Consider the following 20,968-nt stretch of genomic DNA (forward strand, 5'->3'; position numbering starts at 1 on the left):
CCGGCGGCGAGCAGCGCGTCGCGCTGCAAGTCCGTGCTCTGGCGGTCGGAGTCCGACGACACGCGCATGTAGCCAACCAACATAGGCGGATAACCATCAAAAACAGGTTTCGGGGTTTGGGGAGCAACGGAACAGAAAGTGCACTTAAGCCCTGCCATTTCCTCTCAGCGCCATAATCCAGGACCTTCATCTCCATCTCTCCTTGATTCCGTACTTAACTACGGAGATAGAGTCGGCTCGTGGGTAGAAAACCCGAGAGGAGGCTGTTATGAAATACCTAAGACTACTGCTGATAGTTGGTGCGACTCTGCTGTCATCCACCGTATGGGCCGAGAGCGGGAGCGACCGTTCAATCGAGCGAATCGCCGCTATGCGCGACAAGGCTGAGGCGGCCTTGGTGGCGGAAACCGCCAAGAAGATTGAGCAACTGGGGGCCACGGCGGCTGGCCGGGTCGAGGCGCAGCCCGGCTGTCCGCCTGCAAAGTAGAACATGAGCTGCTGATGCAGTACTAACCTGTGGCCTATGCAAGTGCTCCTTTGGCCATTCAGCGGCGCTCAATGAGCGCCGCTGTTTTGCCAAGCGCAAGCCGACCCCGGAGGTGCCTCACGCATCGGGAAATCCTCGGTTAACGCGCGGAGTCAGCGCAGTTCCTTTTCCCCCTGCAGCGAAACGATCAGCGGACAGGAAACCGTCCCGTGGCTCGCACAACAATCGTGAACCAGCCGCGCCAACACCGACTCGATCCGCCGCAGATCCGCGAGTTTCCCCCGCACATCCTCGAGCTTCTGCTCGGCGAGCACGCGCGCTTCGTCGCAGTGAGCGCCGTCATCCAATCGCAACAGCCCGGCCACCTCATCGAGGCTGAAGCCCAGTCGTTGCGCGGATTTGACGAATTTCACCCGGGCCACGTCCGCCTCGCCGTAGCGGCGAATGCTGCCGTAGGGCTTGTCCGGTTCGGGCAACAGCCCCTTGCGTTGATAGAACCGGATGGTTTCCACGTTGACCCCGGCCGCCTTGGCGAAGGCGCCGATGGTCAGGCTTTCCACAGTGTTTTCCATACTGCTTGACTCCGTACTTGACTACGGAAGTAACCTTAAACCATCGCTCACATGCTCGAAAGGAGAAATGCATGTCTGAACCATCAAACGGGCGCGCCCCTCTTGTCGCCGGGGGGCTTGCGGCGATTCTCGCCTCGACTTGCTGTCTTGGGCCGCTGGTTCTGATCGCACTGGGATTCAGCGGGGCCTGGATCGGCAACCTGACCGTGCTGGAACCTTACCGCCCGCTCTTCATCGGTGCGGCGTTAGTCGCGCTGTTCTTCGCCTGGCGACGCATTTTCCGCCCGGCTCAAGTCTGCAAACCGGGTGAGGTCTGCGCCGTGCCCCAGGTACGCACCACCTACAAGCTGCTGTTCGGGCTGGTAACGGCCTTGGTGCTGGTCGCGCTCGGCTTCCCCTACATCCTTCCCTTGTTCTACTGATCAGGAGTCCGCCATGAAAAAACTGCTTGCATCCTTCGCCCTCGCCACCCTAGTCGCCGCACCTGCCTGGGCGGCCACGCAGACCGTCACTCTGGCGGTGCCGGGCATGACCTGCGCCGCTTGCCCGATCACGGTGAAGAAGGCGCTGACCAAGGTCGAGGGCGTGACCAAGGCCGAGGTGAGCTATGAGAACCGCGAGGCCATCGTCACCTTCGATGATGCCAAGACCAATGTCCAGGCGCTGACTAAGGCGACCGAGGACGCCGGCTACCCGTCCAGCGTCAAGCAGTAGGCGGGCATTCCGATGGCAAACCCTTTCAATTTGTTCACGCGGATCGGTGACAAAGCCGGGTCCGTTGGCGTGCTGATTTCTGCCATAGGCTGTGCCTCGTGTTTCCCCGCCCTTGCCGGTCTGGGGGCCGCGATCGGTCTGGGCTTTCTGAGCCAGTGGGAAGGCCTGTTCATCACCACGCTGCTGCCGTTATTTGCCGGGCTGGCCCTGCTCGTCAATGCCCTCGGCGGGTTCAGTCACCGGCAGTGGCGACGCGCTGCGCCTGGCCTGATCGGCCCGGCCCTGGTGCTGATAGCGGTGTATTTGATGCTGGCTCACGGCTGGCGGAGCGGCTGGCTGCTCTATATCGGCCTGGCCCTCATGTTTGGGGTGTCCATCTGGGATCTCGTGTCGCCCGCCCACCGCCGTTGCTCCCCGACGTCCTGTCCGACTCCGCCAAAATGAAGGAATAACACTATGACCAAACTACAAATCGTCGGCATGACCTGCGCCTCCTGTGTCGAGCATGTGAAAGAGGCCTTGGAGAAGATCCCCGGCGTGCATCGGGCGGATGTTTCCTACGCCAGCGGGAAGGCCGAACTGAAGGTCGACGAGGGCGTAAGCCGTGAACAGATGCAGGCCGCCGTCGAGGCCCTGGGGTATCGAGCGGCGTTCGAAGACGCCACGGCACCTACCCGCTCAGGCCTGCTCGACAAGGCGCGGGGCTGGTTGAGCGGCAGCATTGGCGCCGGGAAAGATGGCGACAGGCTCCACGTGGCGGTCATCGGCAGCGGTGGCGCCGCCATGGCGGCCGCGCTCAAGGCGGTGGAAGGCGGTGCGCGCGTCACCCTGATCGAGCGCGGCATCATCGGCGGCACCTGCGTCAACGTTGGCTGCGTGCCCTCCAAGATCATGATTCGCGCCGCGCATGTGGCCCATCTGCGGCGCGAGAGCCCGTTCGACGCCGGACTGTCCACCACGAGCCTGACCGTCCTGCGCGAGCGGTTGCTCGCCCAGCAACAGGGTCGTGTCGACGAACTGCGCCACGCCAAGTACGAAGGCATTCTGGAGAGCACGCCGGCGATCACCCTGGTACGCGGCACCGCCCGTTTCCAGGACGGCCGCACGCTCAGCGTGGAACTGGCCGAGGGCGGCGAGCGCATCGTCGCCTTCGACCGCTGCCTGATCGCCACCGGCGCGAGCCCGGCCGTTCTACCGATTCCCGGACTCAAGGACACCCCGTACTGGACCTCGGACGAGGCGCTGGCGAGCGACACCATTCCTAAGCGGCTCGCCGTGATCGGCTCCTCGGTGGTGGCGGTGGAACTGGCGCAGGCCTTTGCCCGGCTGGGCAGCAAGGTCACGGTCCTGGCACGCAGCACGTTGTTCTTCCGCGAAGATCCGGCCATCGGTGAAGCGCTGACGGCAGCCTTCCGTATGGAGGGCATCGAAGTGCTGGAACACACGCAAGCCAGCCAGGTGTCCCACGTCGACGGCGAGTTCATCCTGAGCACCAATCATGGCGAGCTGCATGCCGACCGACTACTCGTCGCCACCGGCCGCACGCCCAACACCCAAGGCATGAATCTGCAAGGCGCCGGCGTGAAGCTGGACGAACGCGGTGCCATCCAGATCGACTCGGGCATGCGCACCAGTGCCCCGGATATCTATGCGGCCGGCGACTGTACCGACCAGCCGCAGTTCGTCTACGTGGCGGCGGCCGCAGGCACCCGTGCGGCGCTCAACATGACCGGCGGCGAGGCGAAGCTCAATCTCGACGCCATGCCGGCCGTGGTGTTCACCGATCCGCAGGTGGCCACCGTGGGCTACAGCGAAGCGGAGGCGCACCACGCCGGCATCGAGACCGACAGCCGCACCTTGACCCTGGATAACGTGCCACGCGCACTGGCCAACTTCGACACGCGGGGTTTCATCAAGCTGGTCATCGAGGAAGGTAGCGGACGGCTCATCGGCGTGCAGGCGGTGGCCCCGGAGGCGGGCGAACTGATCCAGACCGCCGCCATCGCCATCCGGGCGCGGATGACGGTGCAGGAACTGGCCGACCAGTTGTTCCCCTACCTGACGATGGTCGAGGGGCTGAAGCTCGCGGCGCAAACCTTCGCCAAGGACGTCAAGCAGCTGTCCTGCTGCGCCGGGTAATGAGCGCGCGAGGTTGAAGCATGAACGACACGGCAAGCGATCTCGGCAGTCGCGACAGCCTGCGCAAGACCTGGCAGGTAATCAGCTTATGGGGGCTGCCTGCCGTCGTGGCGACCATAGCGCTTGTTCTGGCGGATCGACGCCCTGCGTTGTTCCTGGCAGCGAGCGCCGCGCTACTCGTGATGGGCGGCGCCTGCCTGGTCAACGCCGCGCGCTGTCGCCGCCTTCACTGCTACATCACCGGGCCGTATTTCCTGATGCTCGCGCTGGGTGCGCTGCTGGCTTATGGGTTTGCCCCAAACGGCGAGTATCACTCCCGGCTGTGGTTGCTCCTGGCACTAGGGGTTACGCCATTGCTCATCTGGCTACCTGAACGCCTAGCCGGAAGGAAATATCTGAGCGCCCTAGTTTGCGGGGAAGACCGGGAGTGTCGGTGATGAATGCCTACACCATATCCAGACTGGCCGAGGACGCGGGCGTCAGCGTGCATGTGGTGCGCGACTATGTGCTGCGTGGCTTGCTGCACCCCGCGCGGCGCACGGAGAGCGGTTACGGCATTTTCGATGAGCGGTCCCTGGCGCGTCTGCGCTTCGTGCGCGCCGCCTTCGAGTCTGGTATCGGGCTCGACGAATTGGCACGGCTCTGCCGGGCGCTCGATGCGGACGATGGCGCCGACTTGATCGGCTGCGTCGAGTGCCTGCTCCGGCTAGTCACGGCACGGCAGGCGGCCTTAGCCGCAGTGGCAACCCAGCTGGCCGGGCTGACTCATTGCGCCGGCGAAGGTTCTGCCTATGCGTAACGCCGATCACGTTGAGTCAAGCAAGGTCTTCCGCTGGCGTGCTTACACCTGGGGCGTGCTCGCCGCGCTCACCTGCCCTTGCCATCTGCCGGTGCTGGCATTGCTGCTTTCGGGGACAGCGGCCGGCGCGTTCGTCAGCGAGCAGTGGAGCCTCGCGACGCTCGTGCTGGCGGTTTTCTTCATCCTCTTCCTGCGAGCGGCATTGCAGGCCTTTCGGAAGCGACCGTGACCCGCTCGGAGCACGGCGCGACCACCACTGCCGAGTTGGGCAGGGAGGCTGCAGGTCGATCGGCGCTCAGTCACGGGGGGAAAGCGTTGCTAGGTTTTCTTGGACGATGGAGGAACCCCCATCATGAACACAAACAACACCTCCACCATCAGCTGCTGCGAATGCTGCAAGGACATTCCCCTTGACGCCGCACTGACGCCGGAAGGTTCCGAGTATGTCGTGCACTTCTGTGGCCTGGAGTGCTATCAGCGTTTCATGTCGCGAGCAGATAAGAGGGCGGCATCCGAGCCTGATCACCCCTGCACACAAAAGGTCAGTACCCGTCAGGACGGCTAATTCGCGCTGCACCGGAAAAGTGGCTCTTGCTGGTCGCAGAAAGCGTGAGCCCGAGGACTCCGTCAGTCGCAATCCGTCTGAGCTGGAAGTGGCATCGAGTGCGGTGCCCGGCCGATTTCGAACCCAGGCCGTTACACCTACTGGTCGTCGTCCGGATTGCGCAGCGGCCGCAGTTCGCCGCGGGTAACCTCTTCCGGCACCGCGAAGGAGTAACGGCCCAGCATGTTGATGTGCTCGTGGATCAGTGGCGAGAGCCGCGCGACATCCTCCTCCAGCACCGGGTAGCCGTGCTGCCTGAGCCGTTCTACGGCCGCCGTCATGTAGAGGGTGTTCCACAGCACGATGATGTTCACCACCAGGCCGAGGGCGCCGAGCTGGTCCTCCTGGCCTTCGCGGTAGCGCTGGCGCAGCTCGCCGCGTTTGCCGTGGAACACGGCGCGGGCCAGGCTGTGGCGGCCTTCGCCCCGGTTCAGCTGGGTCAGGGTGGCGCGGCGCTTGGACTCGTCGTCGATGTAGGTCAGGGTGTGCAAGGTCTTCTCGATGCGACCGAACTCAGCCAGCGCCTGGGCCAGGCGGGTGGGACGATCCCCTGTTTGCAGGGTGCGCATGATGCCGGTGGCCGGCACTCGGCCGAGCTTGAGCGAGCCGGCCAGGCGTAGCAGGTCGTCCCAGTGCTCGGCGATCAGATCGAGCTTGACCGACTGCCGGGCCAGGCCGTTGAGTTTGCCGTAATCCGCCTCCGGGCGCGTGCGCCAGAAACGGGTACCGCCGACGTCGGCCAGGCGCGGGCTGAAGTGGTAGCCGAGCAGGCGGAACAGCCCAAACACCACATCGCTGTAGGCCCCGGTGTCGGTCATGATCTGCGTCGGCTGCAACTCGGTCTGCTGTTCCAGCACCACGGCCAGCAGCACCAGGCTGTCGCGCAGGGTGCCGGGCACGGTGATGGCGTTGAGGCCGGAGAACTGATCGGAAATCAAGTTGTACCAGGTGACGCCCCGGCCGGTGCCGAAATACTTCGGGTTGGGGCCAGCATGCACGGTGCGCACCGGTACCACGAAGCGCATGCCATCGGCGGAGGCGACCTCGCCGCCGCCCCAGACCTGGGCCAGCTCCAGTTGGCTCTGCGCCCCCACCAGAATGGCGTTTGCCACTGACAGCGTGTCGTCACGGATATAGTTCTGGCTGACCCAGGACAGCCGGTCGCGGCGTAGCGCCTGATTGTCGGTGCGGATCAGCGGCTCCAGGCCGGTGTTGCAGGCCCCACCCAGCAGCACCGCGCAGAGGCTGGTGACCAGGTTGTCGGCCCGCGCATTGCGCTCGGACACATGGGTGAAGGCCTCGGCGAAGCCGGTGCGAGCGGCGATTTCCAAGAGGATTTCCGGCAGATCGACACGCGGCATCAGATCAGCCACGGCTGCTCGCAGTTGCAGCAGCGAGTTCGGCTCCTCCAGCTTGTCCAGTGTGCCGAGCGAGAGCTCGGTCTTGCCCTCGGCGTTCTCGCTCAGCTGGATCGCGGGGTTGTCGGGTAGGCGGGCCGCGACCGCCTGCCAGGTCGCATCCAACTCGGCGCTCAGCGCATCCAAGGTGGTGCCGGCGTCAATGGTCAGGCCCAGCGAGCGGCAGATGATCGGCCGCGCCGCCAGCCATTCGGCACCGTCGAGCAGGCCGAGACGCGGGTCGGCATAGCGCCAACTGGGCGAGACGAACACGTCGCGCCGGCGCAGGGCCGTGCGCAGCGCATCGAGCGTGCAGAACACATAGGCGCCCATGTCGAGGGAGCCATCCTCGCGGGTAATGTGCTTCTGCCAAGCCTTGGCCACGATCTCCTGCGGCGCGTCATCCTCCGGTTTCCGGCGGGGCAGGTTCAGCTGCAACCAATCCAGGCCGGCGACCACGCCTTTGCCGGCCGGGCTGAAGCCGAAGCGGATGTGCTTGAGCAGGTCGGGCAGGAAACGGCGCACACTGCGGTAGCGCGCCTCCAGGGCGAGAAAATACACATCGTCAACCGGGCGGATCAGCGCATTGACATCTTCCAGGGCTTTCTCCAGCGAGGCCCTCGGCAGGTCGTTGAACAGCCGGGCGCGCACGTTGTCATCGCTGATTGAGCTGTCCAGCACGACCTTGCACGCGGCGGCGAGCGTCGCCGCCGAGCGATCCAGGTCTTTCAGGCTGCGCATGCGGGCTTTCTTGTCGGCCTTCTCCGCGTTGCTGAACAGGTCGCGTAACAGCGCTTCCAGGACCTCCAGGGCGTCGTCGTGCGCGGTGGCCTCCAGGCACAGGGCGAACGCCACCAGTGTCGCCATCCGCCGCGACGCCGGCAGCCGGTTGATCGCCGTGACCTTGGCGGTGTTGGCGAAGCGAGCCAGGGCCGCGATACGGCTGGGCGGGATGTGCGCCGCCGCTGGCAAGGCGATGCCGATGCCGCGCACGTCATCAAGCCGGCGCAGCGCCCGAATCAGTGCGGGGCCACTGACCATCACCGGGCCGGAGCGCAGTTGATCCAGCCGGGAACTGCGGTTGCCTTCGGCGACCAGCAGCAAGTCCTGTAGCTGCTGCCGTTGCGCCTCGCTCACACTGCGGCCAAGGGTTAGCCAGAGGCGTTCTTCGACCCGGCTGCGCAGTTGGGCGATGAACCGTTCCAGAACGGTGACGCCGGGCAGTAAAACCTTGTGCGTCAGCAACCAGGTCGTCGCCCGATTGAACAACTCGCCAGGACGATCTGTCCCTGTCCAACAGAGCGCATACAGCCAGCGGGCAAGTCGAAAGCCGACGCTGGAATCAGCAAACACCCGATAGCCGTAACGCTCCTGAATCTCGGCGGCATGACGTTGACGTTGGCGGGTTTCGGCATAGGCCAGGATACAAGTTGGATCGGTAATGCCTAACTGGCGACTGAGCGCTTGCAGCACCTCTTGGGGGACGGCTGAAAAGTCGTCGGGAAAAGTGCCCAGGTAGCGGATGCTGGTCAGTTGGGTGGCGTAGCCAAGGCGGTTGTGCTCGCCGCGCAGCGGTAGGAGGATTTTGTGGTCGTCGTCGCTCAGGTGGAAGTAGCGTTCCAGCTCCTCACGACTGGGGGCATCGACATAGCGGCCAAAACCGTCGCGTTGCTCCTGGGTCAGAAAACCGACCGGCATCGATCACAGCACCTCGGCGCAGAACACGGCGGGCGTGACAATCCGCGTGCGTTCGATGTGCCCGCGTTGCAGCAGGCCGGCGCGGCGATCACCGGTCACCAGGTAGTCCGCATCGCCTGCCAGGGCCATGGCCAGCAGAAACGAGTCATCCGGATCATCGGCTTCGACCTCGATGGTCAGACGCTCCAGTACCACAGCCCGTTGCAGGTTATTGATCATGGCTCCCACTTTGGCGGGCTGAAGGATGGCCTGGAGCTTGGGGTAGCGGCTGGCTCGGCGGATTTCATCGAGCTGCATCCGCGAGGTCACTACCTCGAAACGCGCCGCCCGCCAGGCACGGTAGATCGCATCGGGCGCGCCATGCGGCGAGATCAGTGCGCTGAACAGGATGTTGGTATCCAACACGACCCGCATCAGCGCTTACGTGCCCAGTCGAGCGCTTCGTCAACCGCTTCGGTCAGCTCTGCCTCGCTCAGATGGGCATTAGCGGCCTTGGCCTGTTCGGCCGTCAGTTCCAGGATGTGGGCCCGCACCGCCTCTTCAATGAAGCGCGACAGGTCGCCTTTCCGGCCACCGCCCTGGCTGGCCAGAAACATCCGAAGCGACTGGTCGGTGTCGGCCGAGACGGCGACATTCCAGCGAATCGTATTCATGGCGTTCCCCGCTAGTAGGTGTTTGTGTGTTTATACGCCAATCACAAAGGGCTATGCAATGGTTCAAAAAAACCTTCGTTTTGCCGAACTTTAAGTGGACAGGAATCGGCTGGTTAACCTACCTGCGCTACGGTTCAAATAACTGGTACGCTTAATCAAAGTTCAACTATTACTAACGTAGTCGAGTAAACGGTACTTTTGATGAAGATCGGTTATGCGCGGGTGAGCACTCGGGATCAGAACGCCGACCTCCAGGTCGATGCCCTGAAACAGGCCGGGTGCGAACGCATCTATCAAGACATCGCCAGCGGCGCGAAAAGCGCCCGGCCGGAGTTGGACAAGTTGCTAGCCCATGTTCGAGCGGGCGACACCGTGGTGATCTGGAAGCTGGATCGCCTCGGGCGCTCCCTCAAACACCTGGTCGAGCTGGTCGGCGAGCTGGCAGAGCGCAAGGTCGGCTTGCAGAGCCTGAATGACCCAATCGACACCACCCACGCCCAAGGTCGCTTGGTGTTCAACCTGTTTGCCTCGCTGGCCGAGTTCGAGCGCGAGCTGATCCGCGAGCGGACTCAGGCGGGTTTGTCGGCCGCGCGGGCGCGGGGCCGGATCGGTGGCCGTCCCAAGGGCCTCCCAGCCAAGGCCGAGGCCACCTCCATGGCGGCCGAGACGCTGTACCGCGAGGGCCGCCTGAGCGTCAGCGCCATCGGCGAGAAGTTACACATCTCCAAGAGCACGCTGTACAGCTACCTGCGCCATCGTGGTGTTGAGATCGGCGCACACCAGAAGAGCGCCCAGCCGCGAGGTCAGCAACGCAATGTCGCGTCGCCGGCAGAGCCCGCCGCCGAGCAGGTGGCCACCGTCACGCTGCGCCTGGCGGTGGTGAACAACAGCAAGTTCGTTCGCGGCCGGAAACGGGCCAAGGAAAATATCGAGCGCTACTGCTTGGAGCCCTACAGTATGAAACGGCTGGAGTCGGGCAACTACGAACTGGCCATTCCGTATCGGAGCGACGATGAGCTGGACAAGACCGTGCATGACTTGCTGACCGAGATCAGCCAGGAAGCCGACATGCGCAACTGCTTTATCGAAGCCGATGCCTGGGAAGAAGGCTCTGAACGGCGCTGGTAGGGCTTAAGTGCACTTTCTGTTCCATTGCTCCCCAAACCCCAGTTACAGCTGCTATGATGAATGAGATCGAAAACTGAAATCCCCCACTAGAATTGTTGACTGGAGTCAAAATGAATAAAAAGCGGCCGGTTAATCTTGATATTCGAACCATTCAGCTTCCTCTCACGGCGCTTACATCGATTCTGCACCGGATTTCAGGAATTATGCTCTTTATTTTTCTGGGACTGATACTGTATATGCTGAGCAAATCGTTGGAGTCAGAAAAGGGTTTTAATGAAGTCAAGGAGATTTTTTCTTCACCTTTCGGCAAAGTTAGTTTCTGGTTGGTATACTCTTCATTTATTTATCATCTCGTAGCCGGAATTCGACACCTAGTTATGGATGTGGGTGTTGGTCATACTTTGAAAGGCAGCAATCGCGCCTCTACTATTGTTTTAGTAGTGTCGGGTGTTTTAATGGTTGCTGGCGCCGTATGGATTTGGTAGCTGTGGAGTCGTAATGCGTATTTACAAGGACTAAAAGCGTCCTTTAAAGCTAACTTACGAAAGTATTTATAATCGACGGTTCACGCTTAAACGGTTGAATCCTTTCGGGCTTCCGAATAGCTGTTAGCTGAAAGCTATCATGAGCTAAGTTTTCTGTGCATCATCAAATGTGTTAATGGGAGCGCCATAGTACTAGGTACAAATATGGCTCTAGGACAATGTTAGATGTTTTGGATTTTGAGGCGGATCGCTCTTATCGAAGATCGTCTAATTCGCTCTGAAGCGCAGGTTTTTTGAAACTATCACCTGGTTGGCACACTGTGCGAATCAACATCAGATATGAGAAAGCCAATCAGGTGAACACTACCCTCGAGGGCTCATCTGTCCAGTTAAAGCCTCGAGTCTTTCTGGGTGCGCAAAAGACAAGAAGGTTATATGGGAAAATTATGAGGCCTGGATACCATGCGTCATGGGCGTGCCGATGCTGTGAGTGACAGAGCGAGAAGCAAGTGAAAGTCCCTGAAGTAGGGGCGGGATGCGCCCGAGTGGCATTTTTTGTCTTAAGGTAGATCGCGTAGCTGTTCTTCAGAATAATCTTCAGAGCGTTGACGACAGCCATCGCTGTGCATTCCTCAAGAATAGAATGTGTCGGAAGGGTGGCGTCATTGGTGTTAGTCATCGCTTAGGATTTCTCAATCTGGCTTACACGGGCGCCTGTACCGATATCCCCGCGGATGGCGACGTATCGATGTTGAATTCCTCGCCAGACGAAGTGCAATGAGCTGCGGCTATAGGCTTGCGCAGCCTTAGATAGCCGGCCGTCGCAGGCGCGCCGGTTGGCCGGGATCTTCTTCTGCCCGTCAGGTGTCCGGTCGGAACTCCAGCACGAACGCTACGACCTTTTCGGCGGACATTTCGCACGGCTTCAACAATGTCCTATCTGATGTAACGCGGAAGAGGTTGAAGCTGACAATGTCAGTCCCGTCCAACTCCCTGGCGAACAGACTGTTGCGACGTCCGTCCCCAGATCGCCGGACGATCAAGCTGAAACGCCGGCCTTCATAAGTCCCTTCTCTGTATCCCTCCGCAAGCTTCGCGAAAGCGGCATCGAACTCGGAATGCTCCATGTCATCCATCCTTATTGATAGAACAGAGGCGCGGCGGGTGCGAGACCGCCAGTGCCGGGTCGCGCTAAGGTGCCGGGCAGATTCCTGCAGCCGACGAGGCCCGGGGTGGGCAGGATAATTGAGATGTCGGCGCCCGCATGGCTATCAGCGAAGTCGTCCGTCCAGTCTGCTAGGCAACGTCCACGCCTTTCCAGAAAGCGATGTAATCCCGGATACCCTCGGCATCCGGAGTGGGGGCGGGATAGGTCCAAGCGGCGTTCACGTTGAGCGCGTCACCCGCGCGAACATGAAAGAAGCGCGCGGCGCCTTTGATCGGACAGACAGATGTGTGCGGGCTCATCTCAAGCAGGCTCAGGTCGACTCCTGACGGTGGGAAGTAGTGATTTCCCTCGACGATGACTGTTTCGTCGCTTGTGGCGATAGTAGTGTCTTTCCAGATGGCTGAGACCAACGGACTCTCCTTTTGTATTCATCAACCGGCGAAGGCTCGCGGGCTGGCTGCCCCAAGCCGCACCTCCTCAGGTGGCAGGCGGGTTGCGTCCGAGAAGTTTGTCGAGCTCGCCTCTGACATCGAGCGCGAATAGCTCATCGGAGCCACCGATAAGGGTGCCATTGATGAAGATCTGCGGCACGGAGCTTCGCCCCGACGCTTCCGCCATGGCCTGCCGGTGAGCCGGATCCGCCTCAATATCGAGCTCCTTCCATCGCACGCCCTTTTCCTTGAGGAGCGCCTTCGCTCGGCGGCAGAACGGGCACCAATTCGTGGTGTACAGCAATACATCAGTTGTCATATTGCATCTCCGGCAGTTGCACGCGGATCGCTGTCATGGCGTTGATCTCCAATTCGCGGCGTTCAAAGATGGCGACTGCACCTTGGCCGACATCGGAGCAGATGCTGACGATTGGCCGCTATCCAGGCGACATGGCCCAAAGTGCTTTCACCGCCAGGCAGAGGCCGCACGCGCCTCCTGTAGCGCCGAGCCGATGCTCTAAGGTAACCGAGCCTCGATTGGGACGGAAGCGGTCCCGCTCGAATCGCCCATCATGCTGGTCGAGCATATCAGGACGACGGATAGTGCAGGAACTTTCAAATTGAGCTTGATGTCGAGCCAGGTATCGCGAGCGAAGGCGTTCTAGAGGCCGGGGGGTACGAAGACTGTGTTCGGCAAAACGGTTCACGTTGATCGCCAAAGCTTCCCAGGGCGCACGTCTACGATCGGCGCGACGTGAGATAGCTCGCGCCGCTAGCCCCCGTAGCGCTCCGTCTTGATGATGGAGGCGTCCAAGCCCGCCAGCAGCGCGCTATCGGTTGCGATGTTGACGAATCCGTTAGACCCGCAGACGAACACTTGCGTCGGCTTTCCCTGAAGCCTGGTTAGAATTTCTTGGACCATCATGCCGTCGATCCGTCGCGCAAAGTCCGATGCGCGAACCGGTTTCTCGCGCGTAATCGCGAGCGCCAGGACGAACGCCGGATCGCTGATTTCGATGCAATGAAGTTCTTCTGAGAAGAGAACGTCCTCGGCGGTTCGTGCGGACAGGAGCAACGCTGTCGGAACGGCTTGGGCCAATGCGCGGCGCTGCCGGATCATTGCCATCAACGGCACGAGGCCGGAGCCTCCCCCGATCAACAGAACCGGATCTATGGCAGGCTCAGGCCAAAGGAAATGGCCACCGAGCGGACCGCGAACTTCGATTTCGTCACCAATCGCCGCGATGTCGTGAAAAAACGGCGAAACTTCGGCATCCGGCATGCGCTCGATAGCTATCTCGACGATCGGGGTCGAAACTGCCGATGACGCGATCGAGTAGCTGCGCATTGCACTGTAGCCGTCGGGCGCGGTCAGCCGGATATCGACGTGCTGACCTGCGGTGTGCGCGAACGGCTTGCTCAACCGAAGGAAGAAGCTCTTGATACTCGGTGTTTGCTGGATGATGTCGTCGATCACGCATGATTGCCACGAACGGACTTGCGCTTCGTTTTCAGTCATGGGTGTATCGTTGTTCGCGCCACGGATCGCCGTAGATGTGATAGCCGTGCAGCTCCCAAAAGCCGGCCTCGTCACGCGTCGTGAATTGCAGCGCATTCACCCATTTGGCGGATTTCCAGAAGTAAAGGTGCGGCACTAGAAGACGCGCCGGCCCCCCATGATCGCGGGAAAGTGGCTTGCCCGCATAACTGAGGGCGACCATCGCTTTCCCGGAAAGCAGATCCGTCAGAGGGACGTTTGTCGAATAATTATCGTAGCAGTGCGCCAAGACGAAATCGGTAGGCCGATCAAGCTCTGCATCTGCAAGGATGTCTTCAATGAGTACACCCTCCCAAACGGTATCCAGTTTGGACCAAGAGGTGACGCAGTGAATATCCTTTGTCACCTGGGTCTTTGGTAGAGTGTTGAATTCGCCCCAATTCCACGTTTTGACGGGCTTCGGACCAATTTTGACTGTGAATTTCCAGTCGGAGGGCTCTACCCTCGGCGTAGGGCCGGCCGACAGAACAGGGAAATCCTCCACCAGATGCTGACCTGGCGGAATCCGATCGGACTGGTCGCCTGAACCGCGACCGGTGAAACCTCTGGTGACCATAGTGACCCCTCTTGCTCGATACGGCAGACCGAAGCCGGCCTTCATTTCAGTACTCTGCGTAAAGCATTTGCCCGCACATCCGCCGAATAAGCCAATCGACTAAAAATCAGATACAGATGCTCTATCATCGTAAAAAATCGCGTATCGAACATAGCGTCAGGCCAGCATGATTCCCAATACCCAATGGCTATAGGGTAGATAACCCCAAGGCTGCGTACGCTGATCTGCGGTATGCGGAGCGGAAGTTGCAGGTTCGCTCTCAAACGGATGGGCAGCGTGCAAAGCTCAAGGCTCACCAGCGCATGGTTGCCCAGTTCGCGCTCGCCGGCAGCTTGAGTATATTAAGGACGAAATGTCGATCTGATCTATTCTGGCTTCAGGAAATAGGGAAAATAAGGTCGGACGTTCGCGCACCGTCGCGACGCGCGATCATCCACTAAGCTTCTGTATCGGGGTTGGAGGATCAGATGAACGAGATCGAACGACAAGCGCCTGAGCTGCGGGTGCAAAAATGGATTGGCAAAGATGGGGAAAGTATCGCGCCGTTCAAACTGTCAGATATCGGGCCCGGCCCGAAAATCTTGTTTGCCTTCCAGCATTGGTGCCAAGGTTGCCATTTGCATGGGTTTCCGACGCTACAAAAGTTGCATGCAGCGTTGAGCTCAAAAGACGTGGGGTTCGCAGTGATCCAGACCGTCTTCGAAGGAACGCATGAGAATACCTTCGAGAAGTTGCGCGTGAACCAGCTCAAGTATGAGCTTCCTATCGTTTTCGGTCACGACGAGCAACCGACCGGCTCGCCGTTTCCAACCTTCATGGAAGACTACCGCACACGAGGAACTCCGTGGTTTACGGTTATCGACGCTGGCGGTAGCATTGTTTTCTCGGACTTCCATCTCGACGCGGAGCGACTAGTGAAGCAACTTGAGCAAGGTTAATCGTTGGAAGGTGGGCAATCATCCTGATTGCCACCCATCCCCTGATGCCCACTACAGGCGTTGCGCGCTGTAACTCTGTTGATCAGCGTGCGAAAACCCGGATCCGGATAGGAGGAGCGTCAACGATTGAATCAATCCGTTGGGAGAGGGCGGCTCCGCTCCGTCAGCTCGGCAATAGATAACCCATTCTCGCCGAGCAACTCTCTGATCCGATCGACGATATGAGCCCCTAGCGCCGCTGTCTTGGTCCCCCCCACAGATTCCCAAGATGCGAGTTCACACGCCGATACCTCGTGGTCAGCGCCGAAGTGCTTCTGTCGGTATGTCACCGCCGCCCTTCAATGATAAAGGCGCGGTAACGGGAACCGGCAAAGCGTTGAGCAGCGATGGTTTGGTAGGCGGGACTGTCATACCAGTCGCGAGCGGCCTGCATCGTCGGGAAACGCAAGATTACGGCCCCTTCGATGGGCGGCCCCTCCAAATGCTGGATCGCGCCATAAGCGGCGAGAAAGGTAACGTCGTGACCATCGAACGATGGTCCGACGCCTGCAGAATAGGTTGCGAGTGCATGTGGGTCGCTGGTTTCTTCCCGCGTAAAGACGACGAACGCTTCCATCATTAGGCCTCTCAAAGGTTGGATCTGTTGGCCATTACCACCGGTGATGGCCTCACAGTCGTCAGGCTGGCAACTGGAACCCGATTTTCATGAGTGCCTCGACGCACGCATCCTGATCCTGCTGATAGTTGCCTCCGGAGATGCCTATGCCGCCGATCAACTTCCCATCCTCCAGAATCGGATAACCGCCGCCGACAGCGACCATCCGAGGGCGATAGGCTAGCGGCGCCACTTTTGGATCGTTGGTCACATAGTCGTTCCAGACATGGGTCGGGAACCCAAACGAGGCGGAACTCCAGGCCTTGTCGATGGCAACATCGACGGTAAGGAACGGCGCATCGTCGGTGCGCTCGAACGCGCGCAGGTTACCGGTGGCGTCGACGACGGCGACGGCAGCCGGGATGCCGATGGCACGGGCCGCAGCGAGCGCCGCGTCGATGAGGGCGACTGCGGTTTCGCGGTTGATCGAGGCGGTGGCAATAGATTTGGTCATGGGATTCTCATCGCTGGGGCATAACCCGTTCGGCTTTTTGAGGTTGGACAAGATGTTTGGCGATCGCGGTCGTTAGAAGCCTTCGAGGACGATCTTGCCTTTAGCCGCGCCACTTTCGATCAGTGCATGCACCGTCTTCAGATTGGCGGCATTGATCGGCGACAGTCGCCGGGTCAGCGTCGTGCGGATTTTGCCGTCGTCAACCAGCGCTGCCATCGCATCCAGAATCTCGCCCTGCTCATTCATGTCGGGCGTGCCGTAGATCGACCGCGTGAACATCAGCTCGTGGTGGATCGACACCGCCTTGCGCTTGAAAACCATGATATCGAATGCCTTGGGATCGTCGATCAGTCCGAACCGTCCTTGTGGGGCGATCAGTTCGGCGATGTCGGCGACATGTTGCTCGGTATGTGTGGTCGAAAAGACGAAAGCGGGAGCACCGATGCCGAGTTCGGCGATCTGTGGCGCGAGCGGACGAGAATGGTCGATGACGTGGTGAGCTCCAAGCCCTCTTACCCACTCTTGGGTTTCCGGTCGAGAGGCTGTGGCGATGACGGTGAGGTCCGTGCGCTGTCGCGCGATCTGGACGGCGATCGACCCAACCCCGCCCGCGCCACCGATGATGAGGATCGCCTCCGCCGCACCGGGTACGGGCTTCGCCACGTCCAGGCGGTCGAACATCGCCTCCCAGGCCGTCAACGTCGTCAGCGGCAGCGCCGCCGCTTCCGCCCAGGAGAGCGACGCAGGTTTGTGACCGACAATCCGGGCGTCGACGAGATGGAACTCCGCATTGGTACCGGGCCGTGTGATCGATCCGGCATAATAGACCTCGTCGCCTAACTCGAACTGCGTGACGTCGGGGCCGACCTCGCGCACAATCCCGGCGGCATCCCATCCCAGCACCTTCCAATCGCCATCTGCCGGCGGCGTGCTGTTGCGGACCTTGTAGTCGACCGGGTTGACCGAGACGGCCTTCACCTCAACCAGGATATCGTATCCTGCAGCGACAGGCCGAGGCAGATTGATGTCGACCAGCGCGGCATCCGCGGCGATGGGTCCCGGAACCTTGTAACCAATGGCTTTCATAAATGTCTCCAGCTTGCTTGATCGGATGACGCGAATGCTCGTTAGTCAACTTCTTCTACATTGAGGTCCCGACTCTTGAACTGGGTCGCGGTAGCAGATTTCATCGAACACGTCGATCAACAGGCCCTTATGCTCGGTCGCCGGATCGGTGATCGCGTAGAGGGTGGAGGCGTTATCGCCATCATCACCGCTTCCGAGGCGAAACGCCGCGTCGACGCAGATGCCGCACGGACCGATGGTTGATCCTGGCTCGAGATCGACGAGATTGCTGTCCTTGACGCGCTATTCGCGGTCTTAGCCCTTGGCGATGAAGGACTGAACTGCTTGTAGAGCGTCGGTCAGCTGCTATGTCATGGACGCACCTTCATCTTGAGTTGGATTGGACAAGCTTCCGTATAAGGCCCGCTGTAACCGTCAGATGACGGCGAAGAAAACGATGGGCAGTATTCACAGCCACTTAGCCTTCTTGAAGCGCACAAATAGGAAAACGCACGATATCGCTATCACTCCGAGCACGACAAAGTATCCGTAGGCCGTGTCCAGCTCCGGCATGTGCTTAAAGTTCATGCCGTATATTCCAGCGATCGCCGTCGGGACTGCCAGTATTGCCGCCCAAGCCGCCAGCTGGCGGGTGATCACCCCCGTCCTTTGCGCTTCAAGAAGGCTGCTGGCCTCAAAGACCGTGGACAGGACAAGCAGGAGGCCGTCGACCATGGACTGCACGCGGTGGACATGGTCCGCGACGTCGTGGAAATATGGTGTCATTTCGGCGCTGATGCAGGGAAAGTGGCCGCGAACGAGCTTTCGCACCAGCTCGGCCATAGCCCCGAGCGTGCGCTGGAACCGCGTGAGTTCGGACCTTAGTTCGAAGATTCGCGCCACCTCTTCTGGCCCGAGGAAATCGTGCAGCGACCGTCGCTCCATCGCCAGGACGTCGTCCTCGATCATTTCGAAGATGGGCAGATACTGGTCGACCACGCGATGCAAGATCGCGTGCAGCACATAGTCGACACCCTTGCCGAACTGCGTCGGCGATGCCTCGAGTTGCTCCCGAAGTTTGCCCAGCGCTCCGGCATTGCCGTGCCGCACGGTGATAAGGTGATTGTGACCGGTGAAGATCGCCATCTTGCCGTAGCTGATCCGGTCGCCGACCAGCTCGGCGGTCTGCGCGACGACGTACAACTCATCGTTGTAGACCTCGAGCTTGGGCGGGCACAGCGGGTGCATCGCGTTGTCGATCGCCAACGGATGAAGATTATATGTCCTTTGGATCGCGAGTAGTTCCTCGGGGGTGGGTTCGCTAAGCGCGATCCAGCAGAAGCCCGAGCGACTCTCGCCCAACTTGACGTGCTCATCGAGCGCGATTTCGCGAACTCGCTTGCCTTCGTTGTAATAATAGGCGGCGATGATGCTCATGCTGGCCTCGCGGGAATGTGGAGGCCACGCTGGACGGCCGGTCGAGCCAGCCCGCGTCCAAGCCATGCGCGGACGTTCGAAAAGCTGCTGAGGCCAAGGATGTCACCCGCAGCGTAGAATTCCACCAGCGCATTCACCCAGCCGAGCGTCGCGATGTCCGCGATCGAATAGTCGTCGACGATCCAGTCGCGGCCTTCCAGCCGGCGATCCAGAATCCCCAGCAGACGCGTGGATTCGTCGATAAAGCGCTGTTGCGGCCGCTTGTCCTCATAGTCCTTGCCGCCAAATCGCAGGAAGAAGCCGAGCTGACCGAACATCGGCCCGATGGCCGACATCTGAAAGAACACCCACGCTAGGGTCTCGTAACGCTGGCCTGGTTCGGTGGAGATGAACTGACCCGTCTTGTCGGCCAGATAGAGGAGGATCGCACCGGATTCCCATAAGGCGATGGGTCTACCGTCAGGGCCAGCCGGATCGATGATCGCCGGTATGCGTCCGTTCGGGTTCAGCGACACGAACGCCGGATCCTTCGACTCGTTGTTCGAGATGTCGATCAGGTGGGGCTCGTACGCCAGGCCAGTCTCCTCAAGCATGATCGAGACCTTGACGCCATTGGGCGTAGGGGCTGCGTAGAGTTGCAGGCGATCGGGATGAGATGCCGGCCAGCGCTGCGTGATCGGAAAGGACGAGAGGTCTGGCATAAATCTGCGATCCTGGTGTTGCGATGGCGACTGACTGGAACGAGCCGTCACTCTGAAGTAGGGTTCGATGACCGCGTCGCTGAACGACGCGGTCACGAAGATTGCGGACCGGATCGGCGCAGTGGCAACGGCAGTGAAGCCTATTCCGCCGCGGTCCCGGCCGCTGGCTGTACGTCGTCAACCTTTTGGCGCTTCGGAAGCACCCAGCCGGGACGGACGAAGTGGCAGGTGTAGCCGCCCGGGCGCTTCTCCAGATAATCCTGGTGATCGGGCTCGGCCTCCCAGAACTCGCCGACCGGCTGGACCTCGGTCACCACTTTGCCATCCCACAGCCCCGAGGCATCCACATCGGCGATCGTATCCTCGGCGACGCGCTTCTGCTCCTCGTCGACATAATAGATGCCCGACCGGTAGGAGAGCCCACGATCATTGCCCTGGCGGTTCAGCGTCGTCGGATCGTGGATCTGGAAGAAGAATTCCAGGATGTTCCGGTAGCTCGTCACTGTCGGGTCGAAGACAATCTCGATCCCCTCGGCATGCGTGCCGTGATTACGATACGTGGCGTTCGGAATATCGCCGCCCGTGTAACCCACACGGGTCGAGATGATGCCGGGCCGCTTGCGGATCAGATCCTGCATGCCCCAGAAACATCCTCCTGCGAGAACAGCGCGCTGATGCATGTTAAGCCTCCTCTACTTGATCGAGATATTCACCGTATCCCTCGGACTCCATCTCGTCGCGCGGGATGAAGCGAAGGGACGCTGAGTTGATGCAGTACCGCAGACCGCCGCGGTCGGAAGGACCATCGGGGAACACATGGCCGAGATGACTGTCTGCGTGTACTGACCTGACCTCCGTCCGGACCATGCCGTGTGCGCTGTCCCGCACCTCGTTCACGTTTGCCGAAACGATCGGCTTGGTGAAGCTGGGCCAGCCAGTACCCGAATCGAACTTGTCCGTCGAAGCGAACAGTGGCTCTCCCGACACTATGTCGACGTAGATGCCAGGCTCCTTGTTGTCGTTGTACTCGCCCGTGAAGGGCCTTTCGGTGCCCGCCTCCTGGGTAATTCGGTGTTGCTCGGGAGTCAGGTGGTCGATTGCTGTCTGTGACTTTTCAAACTTCATTACAGTCTCCAATACTTATCTAGAGGGCCAGGCACGCTACCGCTAATTTTTTATGTCTCCTGATTTGCTCCTACAATGGTAGTGGGATGGCAAACGAGGTTTTACTAAGTGTTGGAAAATTAGAGATTTAAATTTCGCGTCTATTAGTTCTAGCGCAACTGAGTGGTTAAGCAAGTACGTAATCAGTAAATATTAAAAAAATAA

29 protein-coding genes and 1 pseudogene are annotated in these 20,968 nt (G+C 60.4%); 13 read left to right on the top strand and 17 right to left on the bottom strand.

Annotated elements, in window-relative coordinates; genetic code table 11:
* A pseudogene (locus ACNFBR_RS28380) lies at window positions 1–83 on the bottom strand (recombinase family protein); the annotation flags it as partial.
* 185 nt (window positions 84–268) lie between these two features.
* On the opposite strand from ACNFBR_RS28380, the gene ACNFBR_RS28385 reads away from it, so the two are divergent.
* On the top strand, window positions 269–487 hold the full coding sequence (locus tag ACNFBR_RS28385; RefSeq protein WP_004574529.1) for a co-regulatory protein PtrA N-terminal domain-containing protein: 219 nt from the start codon (window positions 269–271) through the stop codon (window positions 485–487).
* 152 nt (window positions 488–639) lie between these two features.
* Here ACNFBR_RS28385 and merR read toward each other — a convergent pair whose 3' ends face one another.
* Window positions 640–1,059, bottom strand: coding sequence for an Hg(II)-responsive transcriptional regulator (merR, locus tag ACNFBR_RS28390; protein ID WP_004574528.1), 420 nt, complete (start codon window positions 1,057–1,059; stop codon window positions 640–642).
* Between the two features lie 71 nt (window positions 1,060–1,130).
* On the opposite strand from merR, the gene merT reads away from it, so the two are divergent.
* From merT to ACNFBR_RS28430, 8 genes are all read left to right on the top strand, one after another.
* On the top strand, window positions 1,131–1,481 hold the full coding sequence (gene merT, locus ACNFBR_RS28395) for a mercuric ion transporter MerT (protein WP_004574527.1): 351 nt from the start codon (window positions 1,131–1,133) through the stop codon (window positions 1,479–1,481).
* Between the two features lie 13 nt (window positions 1,482–1,494).
* The gene (gene merP, locus ACNFBR_RS28400; protein WP_004574526.1) at window positions 1,495–1,773 is read left to right on the top strand and encodes a mercury resistance system periplasmic binding protein MerP; all 279 of its coding nucleotides are present in this window, start codon (window positions 1,495–1,497) and stop codon (window positions 1,771–1,773) included.
* 12 nt (window positions 1,774–1,785) lie between these two features.
* Window positions 1,786–2,217, top strand: coding sequence for an organomercurial transporter MerC (gene merC / locus ACNFBR_RS28405; RefSeq protein ID WP_004574525.1), 432 nt, complete (start codon window positions 1,786–1,788; stop codon window positions 2,215–2,217).
* Window positions 2,218–2,229: 12 nt separating this feature from the next.
* Complete coding sequence (merA, locus tag ACNFBR_RS28410; RefSeq protein WP_004574524.1) at window positions 2,230–3,912, top strand: mercury(II) reductase; 1,683 nt, start codon at window positions 2,230–2,232, stop codon at window positions 3,910–3,912.
* 20 nt (window positions 3,913–3,932) lie between these two features.
* A complete protein-coding gene (locus tag ACNFBR_RS28415; RefSeq protein ID WP_004574523.1) occupies window positions 3,933–4,349 on the top strand; it encodes a hypothetical protein in 417 nt (138 codons plus the stop codon).
* A complete protein-coding gene (gene merD, locus ACNFBR_RS28420; protein ID WP_004574522.1) occupies window positions 4,349–4,711 on the top strand; it encodes a mercuric resistance transcriptional repressor MerD in 363 nt (120 codons plus the stop codon). The genes ACNFBR_RS28415 and merD overlap by 1 nt, the downstream gene beginning before the upstream one ends.
* The gene (merE, locus tag ACNFBR_RS28425; RefSeq protein ID WP_004574521.1) at window positions 4,704–4,940 is read left to right on the top strand and encodes a broad-spectrum mercury transporter MerE; all 237 of its coding nucleotides are present in this window, start codon (window positions 4,704–4,706) and stop codon (window positions 4,938–4,940) included. Before merD ends, merE begins: the two co-directional genes overlap by 8 nt.
* A gap of 123 nt (window positions 4,941–5,063) precedes the next feature.
* On the top strand, window positions 5,064–5,276 hold the full coding sequence (locus ACNFBR_RS28430) for a DUF3330 domain-containing protein (RefSeq protein ID WP_004574520.1): 213 nt from the start codon (window positions 5,064–5,066) through the stop codon (window positions 5,274–5,276).
* 137 nt (window positions 5,277–5,413) lie between these two features.
* Here ACNFBR_RS28430 and ACNFBR_RS28435 read toward each other — a convergent pair whose 3' ends face one another.
* The 3 genes from ACNFBR_RS28435 to ACNFBR_RS28445 are packed head-to-tail and all read right to left on the bottom strand — an operon-like array spanning window position 5,414 to window position 9,063.
* On the bottom strand, window positions 5,414–8,410 hold the full coding sequence (locus ACNFBR_RS28435) for a Tn3 family transposase (RefSeq protein WP_004574519.1): 2,997 nt from the start codon (window positions 8,408–8,410) through the stop codon (window positions 5,414–5,416).
* A 3-nt stretch (window positions 8,411–8,413) separates the two neighbouring features.
* Window positions 8,414–8,824 (bottom strand): putative toxin-antitoxin system toxin component, PIN family, encoded by a 411-nt coding sequence (locus ACNFBR_RS28440; RefSeq protein WP_004574518.1) that lies wholly within the window; start codon window positions 8,822–8,824, stop codon window positions 8,414–8,416.
* A complete protein-coding gene (locus tag ACNFBR_RS28445) occupies window positions 8,824–9,063 on the bottom strand; it encodes a ribbon-helix-helix domain-containing protein (RefSeq protein WP_004574517.1) in 240 nt (79 codons plus the stop codon). The genes ACNFBR_RS28440 and ACNFBR_RS28445 overlap by 1 nt, the downstream gene beginning before the upstream one ends.
* A gap of 201 nt (window positions 9,064–9,264) precedes the next feature.
* Between ACNFBR_RS28445 and ACNFBR_RS28450 the strand changes: the two genes are divergently transcribed.
* Both ACNFBR_RS28450 and sdhC read left to right on the top strand, forming a co-directional pair.
* Window positions 9,265–10,191 carry a recombinase family protein gene (locus ACNFBR_RS28450; protein ID WP_004574516.1) on the top strand — a complete coding sequence of 309 codons (927 nt, stop codon included), beginning with the start codon at window positions 9,265–9,267 and terminating at the stop codon, window positions 10,189–10,191.
* 110 nt (window positions 10,192–10,301) lie between these two features.
* Complete coding sequence (gene sdhC / locus ACNFBR_RS28455; RefSeq protein ID WP_005005993.1) at window positions 10,302–10,676, top strand: succinate dehydrogenase, cytochrome b556 subunit; 375 nt, start codon at window positions 10,302–10,304, stop codon at window positions 10,674–10,676.
* An 860-nt stretch (window positions 10,677–11,536) separates the two neighbouring features.
* Here sdhC and ACNFBR_RS28460 read toward each other — a convergent pair.
* From ACNFBR_RS28460 to ACNFBR_RS28480, 5 genes are all read right to left on the bottom strand, one after another.
* Window positions 11,537–11,803 (bottom strand): hypothetical protein, encoded by a 267-nt coding sequence (locus ACNFBR_RS28460; protein ID WP_003464988.1) that lies wholly within the window; start codon window positions 11,801–11,803, stop codon window positions 11,537–11,539.
* Between the two features lie 169 nt (window positions 11,804–11,972).
* On the bottom strand, window positions 11,973–12,254 hold the full coding sequence (locus tag ACNFBR_RS28465; protein ID WP_003464986.1) for a DUF427 domain-containing protein: 282 nt from the start codon (window positions 12,252–12,254) through the stop codon (window positions 11,973–11,975).
* Between the two features lie 67 nt (window positions 12,255–12,321).
* Window positions 12,322–12,594 (bottom strand): glutaredoxin 3, encoded by a 273-nt coding sequence (gene grxC / locus ACNFBR_RS28470; RefSeq protein ID WP_005005995.1) that lies wholly within the window; start codon window positions 12,592–12,594, stop codon window positions 12,322–12,324.
* Between the two features lie 453 nt (window positions 12,595–13,047).
* On the bottom strand, window positions 13,048–13,794 hold the full coding sequence (locus ACNFBR_RS28475) for a ferredoxin reductase (protein WP_002118292.1): 747 nt from the start codon (window positions 13,792–13,794) through the stop codon (window positions 13,048–13,050).
* A complete protein-coding gene (locus ACNFBR_RS28480) occupies window positions 13,787–14,389 on the bottom strand; it encodes a sulfite oxidase-like oxidoreductase (RefSeq protein WP_003464980.1) in 603 nt (200 codons plus the stop codon). The genes ACNFBR_RS28475 and ACNFBR_RS28480 overlap by 8 nt, the downstream gene beginning before the upstream one ends.
* A 467-nt stretch (window positions 14,390–14,856) precedes the next feature.
* Between ACNFBR_RS28480 and ACNFBR_RS28485 the strand changes: the two genes are divergently transcribed.
* A complete protein-coding gene (locus ACNFBR_RS28485) occupies window positions 14,857–15,327 on the top strand; it encodes a TlpA family protein disulfide reductase (RefSeq protein WP_003464979.1) in 471 nt (156 codons plus the stop codon).
* A gap of 325 nt (window positions 15,328–15,652) precedes the next feature.
* On the opposite strand, the gene ACNFBR_RS28490 is transcribed toward ACNFBR_RS28485, so the two are convergent.
* The 3 genes from ACNFBR_RS28490 to ACNFBR_RS28500 form a co-directional block, all read right to left on the bottom strand.
* Window positions 15,653–15,946 carry a DUF1330 domain-containing protein gene (locus tag ACNFBR_RS28490; RefSeq protein WP_010591688.1) on the bottom strand — a complete coding sequence of 98 codons (294 nt, stop codon included), beginning with the start codon at window positions 15,944–15,946 and terminating at the stop codon, window positions 15,653–15,655.
* Window positions 15,947–16,004: 58 nt separating this feature from the next.
* The gene (locus ACNFBR_RS28495; protein WP_005006001.1) at window positions 16,005–16,436 is read right to left on the bottom strand and encodes a GlcG/HbpS family heme-binding protein; all 432 of its coding nucleotides are present in this window, start codon (window positions 16,434–16,436) and stop codon (window positions 16,005–16,007) included.
* Window positions 16,437–16,508: 72 nt separating this feature from the next.
* The gene (locus ACNFBR_RS28500) at window positions 16,509–17,522 is read right to left on the bottom strand and encodes a zinc-binding alcohol dehydrogenase family protein (RefSeq protein WP_002118279.1); all 1,014 of its coding nucleotides are present in this window, start codon (window positions 17,520–17,522) and stop codon (window positions 16,509–16,511) included.
* Between the two features lie 75 nt (window positions 17,523–17,597).
* Here ACNFBR_RS28500 and ACNFBR_RS28505 point away from each other — a divergent pair, with 75 nt between their 5' ends.
* Window positions 17,598–17,765 carry a hypothetical protein gene (locus ACNFBR_RS28505; RefSeq protein WP_016487060.1) on the top strand — a complete coding sequence of 56 codons (168 nt, stop codon included), beginning with the start codon at window positions 17,598–17,600 and terminating at the stop codon, window positions 17,763–17,765.
* A 204-nt stretch (window positions 17,766–17,969) separates the two neighbouring features.
* On the opposite strand, the gene ACNFBR_RS28510 is transcribed toward ACNFBR_RS28505, so the two are convergent.
* From ACNFBR_RS28510 to msrB, 4 genes are all read right to left on the bottom strand, one after another.
* Window positions 17,970–18,938, bottom strand: coding sequence for a magnesium and cobalt transport protein CorA (locus ACNFBR_RS28510; protein ID WP_003464971.1), 969 nt, complete (start codon window positions 18,936–18,938; stop codon window positions 17,970–17,972).
* Window positions 18,935–19,639, bottom strand: a complete 705-nt coding sequence (locus tag ACNFBR_RS28515) for a glutathione S-transferase N-terminal domain-containing protein (protein WP_003464969.1) — start codon at window positions 19,637–19,639, stop codon at window positions 18,935–18,937. Before ACNFBR_RS28515 ends, ACNFBR_RS28510 begins: the two co-directional genes overlap by 4 nt.
* Window positions 19,640–19,779: 140 nt before the next feature.
* Window positions 19,780–20,319: a peptide-methionine (S)-S-oxide reductase MsrA gene (msrA, locus tag ACNFBR_RS28520; protein ID WP_003464967.1), complete on the bottom strand. Its 540-nt coding sequence runs from the start codon at window positions 20,317–20,319 to the stop codon at window positions 19,780–19,782.
* A 1-nt stretch (window position 20,320) separates the two neighbouring features.
* Window positions 20,321–20,764 carry a peptide-methionine (R)-S-oxide reductase MsrB gene (gene msrB, locus ACNFBR_RS28525; RefSeq protein ID WP_003464965.1) on the bottom strand — a complete coding sequence of 148 codons (444 nt, stop codon included), beginning with the start codon at window positions 20,762–20,764 and terminating at the stop codon, window positions 20,321–20,323.
* Window positions 20,765–20,968 lie beyond the last annotated feature (204 nt).

The sequence above is a fragment of the Pseudomonas sp. NY11955 genome, assembly GCF_048068035.1.
In the GTDB taxonomy this organism is placed as follows: Bacteria; Pseudomonadota; Gammaproteobacteria; order Pseudomonadales; family Pseudomonadaceae; genus Aquipseudomonas.

Bases quoted from the DNA above. Each gene is read 5' to 3' on its own strand.
- ACNFBR_RS28490 (WP_010591688.1), bottom strand. From the start codon at position 15,946: ATGATGGAAGCGTTCGTCGTCTTTACGCGGGAAGAAACCAGCGACCCA.
- ACNFBR_RS28475 (WP_002118292.1), bottom strand. From the start codon at position 13,794: ATGACTGAAAACGAAGCGCAAGTCCGTTCGTGGCAATCATGCGTGATC.
- ACNFBR_RS28500 (WP_002118279.1), bottom strand. From the start codon at position 17,522: ATGAAAGCCATTGGTTACAAGGTTCCGGGACCCATCGCCGCGGATGCC.
- merR (WP_004574528.1), bottom strand. From the start codon at position 1,059: ATGGAAAACACTGTGGAAAGCCTGACCATCGGCGCCTTCGCCAAGGCG.
- ACNFBR_RS28510 (WP_003464971.1), bottom strand. From the start codon at position 18,938: ATGAGCATCATCGCCGCCTATTATTACAACGAAGGCAAGCGAGTTCGC.
- sdhC (WP_005005993.1), top strand. From the start codon at position 10,302: ATGAATAAAAAGCGGCCGGTTAATCTTGATATTCGAACCATTCAGCTT.
- ACNFBR_RS28485 (WP_003464979.1), top strand. From the start codon at position 14,857: ATGAACGAGATCGAACGACAAGCGCCTGAGCTGCGGGTGCAAAAATGG.
- ACNFBR_RS28415 (WP_004574523.1), top strand. From the start codon at position 3,933: ATGAACGACACGGCAAGCGATCTCGGCAGTCGCGACAGCCTGCGCAAG.
- merC (WP_004574525.1), top strand. From the start codon at position 1,786: ATGGCAAACCCTTTCAATTTGTTCACGCGGATCGGTGACAAAGCCGGG.
- ACNFBR_RS28440 (WP_004574518.1), bottom strand. From the start codon at position 8,824: ATGCGGGTCGTGTTGGATACCAACATCCTGTTCAGCGCACTGATCTCG.
- ACNFBR_RS28430 (WP_004574520.1), top strand. From the start codon at position 5,064: ATGAACACAAACAACACCTCCACCATCAGCTGCTGCGAATGCTGCAAG.
- merD (WP_004574522.1), top strand. From the start codon at position 4,349: ATGAATGCCTACACCATATCCAGACTGGCCGAGGACGCGGGCGTCAGC.
- ACNFBR_RS28495 (WP_005006001.1), bottom strand. From the start codon at position 16,436: ATGACCAAATCTATTGCCACCGCCTCGATCAACCGCGAAACCGCAGTC.
- msrA (WP_003464967.1), bottom strand. From the start codon at position 20,319: ATGCATCAGCGCGCTGTTCTCGCAGGAGGATGTTTCTGGGGCATGCAG.
- ACNFBR_RS28435 (WP_004574519.1), bottom strand. From the start codon at position 8,410: ATGCCGGTCGGTTTTCTGACCCAGGAGCAACGCGACGGTTTTGGCCGC.
- ACNFBR_RS28450 (WP_004574516.1), top strand. From the start codon at position 9,265: ATGAAGATCGGTTATGCGCGGGTGAGCACTCGGGATCAGAACGCCGAC.
- ACNFBR_RS28480 (WP_003464980.1), bottom strand. From the start codon at position 14,389: ATGGTCACCAGAGGTTTCACCGGTCGCGGTTCAGGCGACCAGTCCGAT.
- merA (WP_004574524.1), top strand. From the start codon at position 2,230: ATGACCAAACTACAAATCGTCGGCATGACCTGCGCCTCCTGTGTCGAG.
- ACNFBR_RS28385 (WP_004574529.1), top strand. From the start codon at position 269: ATGAAATACCTAAGACTACTGCTGATAGTTGGTGCGACTCTGCTGTCA.
- ACNFBR_RS28460 (WP_003464988.1), bottom strand. From the start codon at position 11,803: ATGGAGCATTCCGAGTTCGATGCCGCTTTCGCGAAGCTTGCGGAGGGA.
- grxC (WP_005005995.1), bottom strand. From the start codon at position 12,594: ATGACAACTGATGTATTGCTGTACACCACGAATTGGTGCCCGTTCTGC.
- merP (WP_004574526.1), top strand. From the start codon at position 1,495: ATGAAAAAACTGCTTGCATCCTTCGCCCTCGCCACCCTAGTCGCCGCA.
- merT (WP_004574527.1), top strand. From the start codon at position 1,131: ATGTCTGAACCATCAAACGGGCGCGCCCCTCTTGTCGCCGGGGGGCTT.
- ACNFBR_RS28445 (WP_004574517.1), bottom strand. From the start codon at position 9,063: ATGAATACGATTCGCTGGAATGTCGCCGTCTCGGCCGACACCGACCAG.
- ACNFBR_RS28515 (WP_003464969.1), bottom strand. From the start codon at position 19,639: ATGCCAGACCTCTCGTCCTTTCCGATCACGCAGCGCTGGCCGGCATCT.
- merE (WP_004574521.1), top strand. From the start codon at position 4,704: ATGCGTAACGCCGATCACGTTGAGTCAAGCAAGGTCTTCCGCTGGCGT.
- msrB (WP_003464965.1), bottom strand. From the start codon at position 20,764: ATGAAGTTTGAAAAGTCACAGACAGCAATCGACCACCTGACTCCCGAG.